This window comes from Binatus sp. (SeqCode) (assembly GCF_036522015.1).
GTDB lineage: Bacteria > Desulfobacterota > Binatia > Binatales > Binataceae > Binatus.
On record NZ_DATDGQ010000131.1, the window covers coordinates 1 to 11,739 of the forward strand.

Genomic DNA, 11,739 nt, shown 5'->3' on the forward strand with positions numbered 1-11,739 from the left:
ACTATAGCGGCGTAACCGAACACGACGTGAGACAGTGCGGTGGCCGCAACCAGGCAAGCGGCCAGAATTCTCCGGTTGCCCGTGTTGAGCGAATAGTTGGCGAGTCCTAGCGCCGGCATCAGCAGGTTGTAGGACATCAGCTGCGTGTAGAGTCCGGAACCGCGCCGAACATAGGCGCCGTAAGAAAGCCCGTAACGGCTAAGGTCGCCTATCTCGCTGACACCTATGATGAGAATCGACGCAAAACCGGCGGCTAGAGGTTCCAGCCCGAACAATCGCGCACCCACATAGGTGGACGCCGGCAGCGCTACCATCAAGAGATAGTAGAGCACTGCGAATGACGCCGGCGCAGACGCGAAATGACTGGTTATCGCCAACCACAATCCCGCCACCATGTGCGGGAGCGGTTGATAATAGTGCCATAGGGGATATCCCAGCGCCCACTGCGACATCCATGGGTCGAGAAATGAGTCGCCTGTGAAAAGGCTTTCTGTAAGGCGCTGCGACGCGGCGATGTGGAAGCTCAGATCGTTGACCGGAACGCGCTCGATGCGAATTTCCGGCCAGAGCAATAGTGCATTTACCAGGAGCGCCAGCCCTAGCAGTATCAGCCCGCTGGCTTCTGCCCTGAACCTGGCCGAATCAAAAATCCTCCACCACCCTATGACCGCGTGCGGTATAGCAGGTGGCGCTTCAACACGAAGTTTTGCTTTCGCTGCTGCCGGCATTCCTTCGCTGGTTGAATTCGCGAAGATCTCGACCCTAAGGAATGAGGAGAACTCGGCCTACTGCCTGTCGACTCTCGATGTAAGCGTGCGCTGCTCCAGCCTCGGATAACGGGAAGGTTCGATCGATCACGACCTTCAATTCGCCTCGCGCGGCCTCGTCGATCAGGCGCTGGATCATGTTATGTGCGCGGTCGGTGCCTATCTCGGCTCCCAGGAAAACTCCTGTCAAAGAACGGTTGCCAGCCATCAGTGACGAAACGTCGACCGTCATTGCTTCGCGTCCTGCCGCACCAACCATCGAAACGCGTCCGCGATATGCCAGCGATAACAGGCTGCTTTGCAATGTGGCGCCACCGACAGGGTCAACGACAAGGTCGACACCCCGGTTGTGGGTTATCTTCATCACCGACTTTGCGACGTCATCGGTCTTATAGTTGATGCCGTGATCGAGACCTAGCGGCTTAAGCCGTTCCAGCCGCTCGTTGCTCGACGCTGTCGCCAGCACAGTCGCCCCCACACGTTTGGCCAGCTGTATCGTTGCAACACCTACGCCGCTGGCACCCGCTTGAACCAGCACCGTCTCTCCCGCTTTCAGATGCCCAAACTCGAACAGGCAATCGTCCGCGGTGCCAAAAGGAACTGGTATAGCGGCGGCCAGCTTGATATCGAATCCTTTCGGGACCGGCCACGCGTTGCGCGCCGGTACTGAGCGCAACGCCGCATGCGAGCCCATAGCGTTAACGGTGGTGACCTTCTGCCCTACTTTCAGGTCCGTCACCTCAGCGCCAACCTGTACGATCTCACCGCCGGCCTGGTAGCCAACGACGTGAGGCTTGCTGAATAAGGCACCATGCCAGCGATTGAGCGTATCGCCGCCTTCGATGCTTACCGCCTCGACGCGAATCACGACACCCTTGGGATGACACTCGGGATCGGGAACGTCCTCGTACTTGAGGACTTCAGGACCGCCGTTCTGATAATAGACCGCCGCCTTCATCGTGCGTCTCCTTTACTCGACGATCGCCGAATATATGATGTTCCTGAGTTGTCCGCGGAAGTTGAAGGTGGCCGACGGCATTAGCTGAGTCATGAAAATCACGACTAAGTCTTCTTTAGGGTCCACCCAGAAAATAGTCGAGGCCGCGCCGCCCCAGTAGTAGTCGCCGCCACCAAGCGCGCCCGCTTCGACTTGTCCAAGAGTCATTGCGAAGCCGAGTCCGAAGCCGACGCCTTCGTAAGCGGTCTCCGAGAATGCACCAATCGCCATCTGGCTGAGATCCTTGCCGCCGGCAAGATGGTTAAGATGCATCAATTCGATGGTGCGAGGTCCCAGGATGCGCACGCCGTCCAACTCGCCGCCGCGCCGCAGCATTTCGCAGAAGCGCCAGTAGTCTGCAGTCGTGCCGGTTAGTCCTCCGCCGCCCGAATAGAACGTGGGCTGTTTCAGATAGCTACTACGCTCCGGATCGTCGATCAACTTAAGAGTCTTATCGGCCTGCCGTTCATAGTTAGCCGCAAAGCGATCGGCGTTGCGCGGCGCAACCATAAATGAAGTGTCCTTCATGTTGAGTGGATCGAAAATAGTTTCCTGCAGATATTGATCGAAGCGCTTTCCCGAAATGGCCTCGACCAGGTAACCGCAGACGTCGGTCGAAAGCGAGTACATCCATCGCTCTCCCGGCTGATAGCGCCGCGGCACTTTCGCCAGCTTGTCCGCAAACCCGCTAAGTGTCTCGCCCGCGCCACGTCCTACTCCCGCCTCGCGATAGGCGCGGTCAACAGGATGATTGGTAGCCCCATAGGTGAGGCCTCCTGTGTGACCAAGCACGTGACGCATCGTCATCGGCCGGGCCGGCGCCGCGGTTTCCATGGTCGCGCCTTCGCCAGAGACCCACACCTTGTGATCGCGCCAGGCCGGAATGAATCGCGACACCGGATCGTTGAGCTGGAAATGGCCTTGCTCGAAAAGCATCATCAACGCCACCGACGTGATCGGCTTGGTCATCGAGTAGAGCCGGAAGATGGTGTCATCGGTCAACGGCCTGCGCCGCTCTCGATCCATCACGCCTTGCGATTTGAAATAGGCGACGTGGCCATGCCGCGCGACCAGCGTCTGACACCCGGCGATCTTGCCGGGCCCGATATAATTTTTGTTGAGATGTTCCGTGATGCGATTGATTCGTTCCGGCGCGAATCCAGCCCGCTTGGGTGCCAGTTCCATCTGTCCTCTCCTTCAGCAGCGTCGATAGTCGAATGATCCTAAAAGTAAATCGGACCCGCGTACAAGCGGCGAGTTGTGGCGCCTGACGGGACTGTCGCGAATTTCGGGAAATGGCATCAGCGGCGGCACGATGATGATCTAGTACGAATTCGCGCAATTGTCGCGCGCCGACACGTATGCCGCGAGTGCGTACGGAGATCAGGGTCGCCGACTCTTTATGGCTTCAGATGTCGTATTCGGTCAGCAGGGCGCGTCGTAGTTTTGCAAAATGAATCACCCCGGCCAGATACTGAAGCTTCTTGGCGGAGGGAAGCCGCCTCCCGAAGCTAAGGCCGAATCGACCTTTGAAGTACTTGAGCACCGACGTCGAGACTGAATCCGGGAGTTCCGCTGACGCGACGGATTTAGACCGATTCGCCTTCCGGGGTTTCAGAAAGATCTTCCGCGCGATTGTCCCGGGGAATACGCCGAGGCTCACGAGAACGTCGGGCGCCAACTCCTCTGGATCGTGCAAATGTTCTCCATAGGCGGTGTAGGTCAATAACTGCGCGTGTGGTTTAAACGAATCAAAGAGCCGGCCGACCAGGTGATGGCCCATTTCGTGAGAAAATGCCGCCCCGATCGCCGCAGGGTGATGTGCGGTGTTCACGCAGATTAACGGCAGCCGTGAGCTGCCCATCTCCCGCACGTAGAATCCCAACAGCGCGAGACCCTCCGCTCCCTGCAGCTTTGCCAACTGGAACTGAACTCCCAGTCCCGACCAGAGTCGTGTGAACTCGGTCGGCGAAACCAGTTTCACGGATTCTTCATTCAAGCGCGGCCAGACGGTACCCCTGGCCTCCGCAATAATATTTCGAACCTCGGAGCGTCCCAGCGATTTCCTCAGCGCGCGCGAGTAATCCTGTTGTTCGAGAGCCTGAATTTCCTCGCTGGCGGTGCGAGAGGCCGATGAAACCTACGGACCCTTGCTTGCTTTCACCACTTCCGACGCTAGCTCGTCGAAAAACGACATGCTCCCAGTTGCTGCGATTGTCACATTCTCCCCCCAAGCTGAGTTCGAGTTCATAAAGACTTCAAACCGCCAGTTAAGGCCGCCTAACGCTAGTTTACCTATCACAACATCAGTCGAAAAAGAATCAAATTTGATCGTGTTTCTCCACCGACGATGACGCCGCCGTATTTCGCACCGCCGTCAATTGTTGACTGCTTGTCATCGATTGGAGTTAACCAGTGACTGAATGTCTCGTTTCTAATGATTGTATTGCTCCATCGCAAGCGACTGGAACGCCAAACTTTTGCTATCCAGCGTCGCCGTCCGATTCGTCCGATACAATCGGCCAATGTCCGCGGTCCGCCGCGGCTCGGGCGTGACGAAACCCACCCTGCCATTCGCAATCTCATCCCACAAACAGAAGGAGTCATCCAATGGAAATGCGCCTCTTAACCACAGAGAGCGAACGAAACGCTTTCGCGCAACGACTCGCGGACGCGCGCGCTCGATATGGCGCCACCTTCCGAGATGAAGGCCGCTCGCGGGCGCGGAATATGGTCCGTCTCGCTGCCGCGGACATCTACGGCCTGTTCGAAACGGAACGCGACCATGCGGAACGCATGACAGCCGGCGTCGCACTTCACGATCTCGCGATCTATCCGCAAAGCTGTCAGCAGCCTGACCTCTCCCGTTACGCGCCTGAATCGGTGCTGGAATGCAGTGACCACTGGTCGCTGTCGCTCGGCGCCGGCATGCATGCGTGGCGCGGTATCGCCGTCCAGGTCGTTCGCAGAAACCCGCGTGCGGTCCTGGTGTACCTCGCCGTCGGGAGATCCGATCACGGCGGCTTTTACTCGGCGATGGGTTTCGTCAATGCCGGAACGCCCGTTGAATATCCGTATCTCGAAGGACCCGACGAGGGCCGACTGTGGGTTCAGCCAATGATCCTCGAGGGAGACGCGCTCGCACGACTGACCTCCAACGTTCATCGGCTGAAGATCGAAAGTCCGGACAATTTTCTGACTATCCGGTTCGACAACTCCAACCGATTGAGGCCTGCGCCGAATCGCTATCCGCTCGGAGCGGGCGAGATGCCCGCCGTATCCGCTCACGTCTGAATTCCTCCGCGACGATCCGGGGGATCCACCACAACATTCTTTCGAATCCGCTCTCATCAATCGGGTTCACTCAAACCAGGGGAAATTTATGAACATCGACCTGTCAAAAGACCGCCGCGCGCAGGAGCGCCCGTCGGACGATCTCGACGGCAACATTCCGATCAAGCTCTCCAAGGAGGAGCTGCGCGATCTGTCGGCGCTGAGCCCGCTCCGGAGCACTTTTCATATTGTTGGCGAATGGACGCTGATATTTACTGCGATCTTTCTCTGCCAGCGCCACTTCAATTTCGCCGCGTACCTGCTGACCGTTGCGTTCATAGGAGCGCGCCAGCACGCGCTGCTGATTCTGATGCACGACGGCGTCCACTACCGGTTGTTTCGAGGTCGGCGGCTCAACGATTGGACCGCCGAAGTGATCCTGGCCTGGCCGAATCTCATTTCCGCGCGCGCATACCGCAGGAACCACTTCGCGCATCATCGCTATTTGAATACCGGCCAGGATCCTGATTGGGCCCGCCGCCAGGGCGACGCGACGTGGGTGTTTCCGAAGCACTGGGGCAGGCTCGGGCTATTGATGCTCCGCGATTTGTCCGGGCTCGGCGCAATTTACTATCTCAAGTTGGCGCTGATGCTGCTGTCGAGGGACACCGGTGTCAGCCGCGGATTTCTCGTCGCTCGATACGGATTCTATGCAGTCGTCATCGCAGTGCTCGCCTGGTTCGGCGCGCTTCATCTGCTGTTGATGTACTGGTTCGTGCCCTTGTTCACCTGGATGACGGTGATCTTCCGCGTCCGCAGCATCGCCGAGCATTCCGCTATAGAAGGCCGCGTCAACGCGTACGCGCAGACCAGGTCCACCGGCGCGTCTGTACTCGAACACATTTTCGTCGCGCCGAAGAACGTCAACTATCACATCGAGCATCACTTCTATCCGAGCGTTCCGTTCTACCGGTTGCCTGAGCTCCATCGCGTGCTGATGTCGAGGTCGGACTTCAAGGATTCCGTTCACGTGACGCGTAGCTATCTCGGCGTTCTCCGCGAATGCGTCCGCGGCTCGCGTTCGATTGTCAACTTGCGCCCGAGCCGCGCCGAGGTCTGATCGGGTCCAATGGAAAGCGGCGGCGGACTGTTGGGTCCGCCGCCGCTGAAGAGAGACAATCGTCTCGCGCGCGAGCTAGGCCGCGCGGGCTTCGGGGAAGATGCGCAGGAAATTTTGCGAGTAGAATCTGTCACGGATTTGTTCGGAACGATTACCGAGCGCCGTCTCGAAGCGCGCGATCGGATTTCGCCCGCCCTCGGTGTGCGGGTAGTCGGTCGAGAACAGGTACAGGTCCGGATTTGACTGGTCGATCAAGGCGCCGATGTCCTCGAACACGAAAGGCGTGAACGCGACCTGTTGCGTCAGCTGCTCGGACGGCTTGCGGGTGAAGCGCGCGAGGTTCGCGTCCGTTCTGCCCCAAATCTTTGCCACCCAGTCGAGCCGCACCAGCATCGACGGCACCCATCCAGCGCCCAGCTCGATGCATCCGCCGCGCAGTTTGGGGAAGCGCTCGAAGACGCCGTCGATCAACATCATCGAGAGAAACGTCTCCGGTCCCTCGTGCAGCACGGCGACGTCCTTGGTGCGGAGATTCTCGCCGCCGCCCATCCAGTCTTTGGTTGGGGGCCGGCCGTTGTTCGCCCACGCTTTGTCGAGTTGCAGCGGCGAGCCGCCGACGTGCATCACGAACGGAGTGTTCGACTCGACCAGCCGCGCCCAGAAAGGATCGAGCTCGACGTGTCCCGGAGAGCGGCCGCCGGCCGGCCGATGCGCGACCCAAATGGCTTTCGCGCCGCTCTTCAGCGCGAACTCGAGTTCCTCGAGCGCGAGCGGCGGCTCGTCCAAAGGCACGACCGCGACGCCCATCAGGCGCGAGTCGTGCGCGCAGAAATCCGCCATGTGCCGGTTATGCGCGCGCGCCGCGCCGTAGCGCAGCTTCGGCGAAATCTTCGTGCTCGGTGAAAACGGCATCGTGACGCTATGGGTCGCGAATACGAGTTGTTTCTTGAAACCGAGCATATCGACGGCTTTCGAGCGTTCGCGGCCGTCAAACGCGCCCAACGCCTGGATCTCTTTCGATCGCTCGATCAGATTGTCGCCCCACGCGATCATTTCGGCGACATGCTCCTCGGTATGCCGCCCGCCGCGCGCCATGATCTCCGCCACTTCCTCATCGGTGACGAGCGACGCGCTGTAGCTGACTGCGGGAATGTCGCTGCGCAGATCCGGATCCGCGTACTTCTGCAGAAAGTCCGGAAGCTCCATGATATGGCTATCGGCGTCATACATAGGCCGGTTGTCAGGTGCGTACGCCATGGCGGTACCTCTATTTTGCTGAATGCGTTTTGCGGGACGTCCGCCAGCGATTAAAGCACCAACGTAAGCGTCCGCTCAAGGAACCGAACCTTAACATTGGGTGCAGGGGTCACCCCTGCCCAAGGAAGCATGAAACCCACGGTGGGTTTCGTTACAATCAAGTTTCTGAGTTTCGCCGGAGACGCCATGCCTGAACAAGATTTCTACTTCAACCCATTCGATCCCGACTTTCGCGCGAATCCCTATCCGCACTTTCCTGCGCTGCTCGATGGTCCTCCGCGACAGCTTCAGCTCTTCATGCCGACGACGCTCATTGCTCGCTATGACGACGTGGTCACGGTTCTGCACGACCATGAGCGCTTCACCGTTCGGCGCCCGGAAATTCCGTTTCGCCAGCGGATCGATCCTTTTGGCGGAGCGCCGACTATCCTCACCGCGGATCCTCCGGTGCATTCGCGCCTCCGGCGGCTCGTGAGCAAGGCCTTCACTCCACGACGCGTGCGCGAGCTCGAGCCGCGAGTCCGCGAGATTACAACCGACCTGCTGAGCCGTGCGGCGGCCTCATCTGAAATCGAAGCGATGGCCGCGTTGGCCAATCCGTTGCCGGTGATTGTTATCGCGGAGATGCTCGGGGTCTCGGCCAACGATCACGCTCAATTCAAGCAGTGGTCCAACGATCTGATCAGCTCATTCGGCCAGGAGATGGCGACCGGTCCCTCTGCCGCCGGTCTCGCCGCCAAAGACGAGCTGCGCCGCTACCTCGCCGAGGCGATCAAGCAACGCAGCGCGAATCCCGCCGACGATTTGATCAGCGCGCTGGTCACTGCTCGGGACGAATCCGACGCGCTCCGCGAAAATGAATTGCTCGCGTTCGTCGTGTTGCTGCTGCTGGCAGGCAACGAAACGACCACCAATCTGATCGGTAACGGTCTGCTCGCGCTATGCCGCAATCCCGAACAGCAGGATCGCTTGCGCGAGAACCGCGAGCTTATCCCCAAGGCGATCGAGGAGATGCTGCGTTACGACCCGCCCGTCCAGATGACAGTGCGGATGCCGACGGCGGCGACCAGTGTTGGCGGCACCGAGATTCCTGCCGGCAGCCTCGCCTTCATCCTGCTGGCGGCGGCCAATCGCGACCCTGCGCATTTCCCGAATCCGGAAAGCTTCGACGTTGCGCGCGATCCGAACGAGCACGTTTCATTCGGCGAGGGAATTCACTTCTGTCTCGGCGCACCGCTGGCGCGGCTGGAGGGCGCCATCGCGATCGAATCGATGCTGAACAAATTCCCCCGCCTACAGCTCGCTGACGCACAAGCCAAACTGGAGTATCGCGGCTCAATGGCCTTGCGAGGCCTGAGCGAACTGCGGCTGTCAGTGGGTTAGCCGGTGACCTTCTGAACGCCACTGCGATTGCGCTCGTACCTTTCATCCGTTGGCGAGGGCTGTTAGTAAAGCCCTGATGTTTACGCCTCGCTGGATTCAACTTTTCGCCGCCAGTTCGCGCGCGATGGTGGTCGCACTCGCCATCGCGCTCGCGATGTTCGTTGCGCCAGTCTCCTATGCGGACCCTGCCGCCCCCGAGACCTCCGCGAGCGGCGTCCATGGAATGGTAGTGTCGGAAAGCGACGACGCCGCGCACGCCGGCGTCGAGATCCTCAAGCAGGGCGGCAACGCGGTCGACGCAGCTGTGGCTACCGCGTTGGCAGTGGGCGTCACCAATCCTGCGGCGTGCGGAATTGGCGGCGGCGGCTTCATGCTCATCTATATGGCCAAAGCCCGCGCCTTCTACGCGCTCGACTATCGCGAAACCGCGCCGCTTCAGGCCCGTCCCGACATGTACATGCGCAACGGCAAGCCCGACGAGGACCTTGCGCGCGACGGAATTCTGGGCGTGGGAGTGCCGGGCGAAATCGCGGGCATCGACGCGGCGCTCAGGCGCTTCGGCACGATGAAGTTCCAGCAAATCGCGGCGCCCGCCGAGAAACTAGCCGGCGAAGGTTATGCCGCAAGTCCGCACCTGGCGAAAGAAATCGGTATGCTCGCGCCGAAGCTGAAAAACGATCCCGGACTCGCCCAGGTTTTCCTGAAGCCCGACGGCTCCGCGCCCCAAGCTGGCGACACGATCATCGCGAAGAATCTTGCCGCGACGCTGAAGAGCCTTGGTGACGATCCGGTCGCGAACTTTTATCACGGCGAAGTCGCAGCCGCGCTCGTCGAGTTCATGAAAGCGCACGGCGGGATCGTCAGCGCCGCCGATCTCGCCAACTATCGGCCCGAGTGGCGCGATCCGATTCACCATCGCTACGAGGGTTACGATGTCTATGCGATGCCGCCGCCTTCGTCGGGTGGTGTGGTTCTCGAGATGCTCGGCGCGCTCGACTCTGGCCATTTGGCCGGCCTCGGCGTCAACTCGCCGCCGTACCTCGCGCGTCTGATCGAAGTGATGCGCCAGGGCTTCGTCGATCGCGAGCAATACGCCGACCCGTCATTTGTAGGCGTGGAGATTCAGAAGCTTCTGACCGACAGCAACATTCTGCAGCTGCGCGAGCGCGCGCTGCATCCGAAAAAGTCGCCGCCACCGCCTGCGGCGCACGATCACGGCACCTCCAATCTGCTGGTCGCGGACAAAGCCGGCAACGTCGTCGCGCTGACCACCACCATCAACACCGTGTTCGGCGCCAAGGTGAGCGTGCCCGCGCTCGGCCTGATCCTCAACGATGAGATGGATGATTTCGCCGTCGCGCCCGGCGTGCCCAACGCGTATCGACTCGAAGGCGAGCGCGCTAACGAGGTGCGGGGGGGCAAGCGTCCGCTCTCGTCGATGAGCCCGATAATCGTCACGAAAAACGGCGCGCCCGTGATGACCAGCGGAGGCTCGGGCGGTCCGACGATCATCAGCGGGGTGTTGCAGGTCGTGCTTAACATTCTCGCGTTCCATCTCGACGCGACCAGCGCTGTCAATGAGCCGCGAATTCATGAGCAGGCCGCGCCGGACGTCGTGATCGTCGAGCAAGCGATGCCGGCGGCGACGCGCAGCGCGCTCGAGCAGATGGGTTACAAGCTCAAAGTCGTGCCCGAGCTCGGCGCGGTCGGCGCGATCACGATTGCGCCGGCGAAATTCCGCGGCGCCGCCGACCCGCGCAAAGGCGGCGGCGCCGTTGGCTATTAGCAGTCGCCGTGGCGCGTTAGACTCCACCCTCGTGTCCGGGATCGTTCGCAACGAACCTTCTTCGCCCGCCCTCGCCGCGCCATCCGCACGCACGAGGCCCGGCGCGTACGACGTCGCCGCAATCGTCGCGCTATCGCTCGCAGTCTGCCTGTTTCATCTGGGCTCGTTCGGACTGTGGGAGCCCGACGAGGCGCGTTACGCCGAAATTGCGCGCGAGATGCTGCAAAGCGGCAACCTGCTCGTGCCGCACCTCAACTACGTGGCGTACGTCGAGAAGCCACCGCTGCTCTACTGGCTGACGACGCTGTCTTTCTGGATCTTCGGCGTCTCGGAATTTGCCGCGCGCCTTCCCGTCGCGCTCTCGGCAATCACCGGAATACTCGCGACCTACTTCTTCGCGCTGCGCGCGTTCGGCCGCCGTCACGCGATTCTAGCCGCCGCGATCCTCGCCACGACTCCGCTGTACGCGTTGATGGCGCAAGTGCTGACGACCGACATGACGCTCACGGCGCTGCTGACGATCGCGACGTTCTCGCTTTATCTGCACTGGCGCGAAGGCGGCCGCTGGTGCTGGATCGCGTATGTCGCGATGGGTCTGGCAGTGATGACCAAGGGGCCCGTCGGGGCTGCGCTGCCAATTCTGTCGATGCTGATTTGGCTGGCGTGGAATCGCGAACTGCGCGGCGCGATCGCGAAATTCCGCGCGGTGCCGGGCCTCCTGCTCACGACTCTGATCGCGGCGCCCTGGTTTGTGGCGATGACGATACGCGAGCCGGGCTTCGCTGACTTCTACTTCATCGGCGAGCATCTGCGACGCGTATTCGATTCCGACTACAGCCACAGCGAAGCCTTCTACTTTTACCTTCCGGTGCTCGCGATCGGAATGCTGCCATGGACGTTGCTGGTGCCGTTCCTCACCTGGCGCGAGGCCACCGGCAATCCGGCGCGAAGCTTCTGCCTCGTCGCGGCGGGCGTCACGGTGGTCGCTTTCTCATGCGCGACTGCCAAGCTGATCCCGTATGTCCTGCCGGCGATTCCTCCGCTGGCCGTGCTGATTGCCGACGGCCTTGTGTCATGCGGATGGCCCGCCGCGGACTCACGAGCTGCGCGGCGACCGCCGGACTCCCGGATTCTCATCGAGAGCGGGCCGATGCTT

General features: G+C 60.8%; 10 protein-coding genes. 5 read left to right on the forward strand and 5 right to left on the reverse strand.

The genetic code is table 11. The features are described 5' to 3' along the window. The 4 genes from VIW95_RS05460 to VIW95_RS05475 form a co-directional block, all read right to left on the reverse strand. Window positions 1–572 (reverse strand): hypothetical protein (locus tag VIW95_RS05460; RefSeq protein WP_331584411.1); only part of this gene is annotated, 572 nt, incomplete at its 3' end. Between the two features lie 190 nt (window positions 573–762). Then, window positions 763–1,725, reverse strand: a complete 963-nt coding sequence (locus VIW95_RS05465) for a zinc-binding alcohol dehydrogenase family protein (RefSeq protein ID WP_331584412.1) — start codon at window positions 1,723–1,725, stop codon at window positions 763–765. A 12-nt stretch (window positions 1,726–1,737) separates the two neighbouring features. Next, the gene (locus tag VIW95_RS05470) at window positions 1,738–2,949 is read right to left on the reverse strand and encodes a serine hydrolase domain-containing protein (protein WP_331584413.1); all 1,212 of its coding nucleotides are present in this window, start codon (window positions 2,947–2,949) and stop codon (window positions 1,738–1,740) included. A gap of 223 nt (window positions 2,950–3,172) precedes the next feature. Next, entirely contained in the window at window positions 3,173–3,685 is a 513-nt protein-coding gene (locus VIW95_RS05475) for a hypothetical protein (RefSeq protein ID WP_331584414.1), read from the reverse strand. A gap of 809 nt (window positions 3,686–4,494) precedes the next feature. Here VIW95_RS05475 and VIW95_RS05480 point away from each other — a divergent pair. After that, complete coding sequence (locus VIW95_RS05480) at window positions 4,495–5,058, forward strand: hypothetical protein (protein WP_331584415.1); 564 nt, start codon at window positions 4,495–4,497, stop codon at window positions 5,056–5,058. Window positions 5,059–5,146: 88 nt separating this feature from the next. Beyond that, a complete protein-coding gene (locus VIW95_RS05485) occupies window positions 5,147–6,157 on the forward strand; it encodes a fatty acid desaturase family protein (RefSeq protein WP_331584416.1) in 1,011 nt (336 codons plus the stop codon). 75 nt (window positions 6,158–6,232) lie between these two features. Here the strand turns inward: VIW95_RS05485 and VIW95_RS05490 are convergent, their stop codons facing one another. Beyond that, window positions 6,233–7,414: an amidohydrolase family protein gene (locus VIW95_RS05490; RefSeq protein ID WP_331584417.1), complete on the reverse strand. Its 1,182-nt coding sequence runs from the start codon at window positions 7,412–7,414 to the stop codon at window positions 6,233–6,235. Between the two features lie 186 nt (window positions 7,415–7,600). Here VIW95_RS05490 and VIW95_RS05495 point away from each other — a divergent pair, with 186 nt between their 5' ends. From VIW95_RS05495 to VIW95_RS05505, 3 genes are all read left to right on the forward strand, one after another. Then, window positions 7,601–8,797, forward strand: coding sequence for a cytochrome P450 (locus VIW95_RS05495; protein ID WP_331584418.1), 1,197 nt, complete (start codon window positions 7,601–7,603; stop codon window positions 8,795–8,797). Window positions 8,798–8,873: 76 nt separating this feature from the next. Then, the gene (gene ggt, locus VIW95_RS05500) at window positions 8,874–10,583 is read left to right on the forward strand and encodes a gamma-glutamyltransferase (protein WP_331584419.1); all 1,710 of its coding nucleotides are present in this window, start codon (window positions 8,874–8,876) and stop codon (window positions 10,581–10,583) included. Continuing rightward, window positions 10,573–11,739 (forward strand): glycosyltransferase family 39 protein (locus tag VIW95_RS05505; protein WP_331584420.1); only part of this gene is annotated, 1,167 nt, incomplete at its 3' end. The genes ggt and VIW95_RS05505, both read left to right, overlap by 11 nt.

Coding starts and splice junctions, on each gene's coding strand:
- VIW95_RS05465 (WP_331584412.1), bottom strand. CDS start 1,725: ATGAAGGCGGCGGTCTATTATCAGAACGGCGGTCCTGAAGTCCTCAAG.
- VIW95_RS05485 (WP_331584416.1), top strand. CDS start 5,147: ATGAACATCGACCTGTCAAAAGACCGCCGCGCGCAGGAGCGCCCGTCG.
- VIW95_RS05480 (WP_331584415.1), top strand. CDS start 4,495: ATGGTCCGTCTCGCTGCCGCGGACATCTACGGCCTGTTCGAAACGGAA.
- VIW95_RS05470 (WP_331584413.1), bottom strand. CDS start 2,949: ATGGAACTGGCACCCAAGCGGGCTGGATTCGCGCCGGAACGAATCAAT.
- VIW95_RS05495 (WP_331584418.1), top strand. CDS start 7,601: ATGCCTGAACAAGATTTCTACTTCAACCCATTCGATCCCGACTTTCGC.
- VIW95_RS05490 (WP_331584417.1), bottom strand. CDS start 7,414: ATGGCGTACGCACCTGACAACCGGCCTATGTATGACGCCGATAGCCAT.
- ggt (WP_331584419.1), top strand. CDS start 8,874: ATGTTTACGCCTCGCTGGATTCAACTTTTCGCCGCCAGTTCGCGCGCG.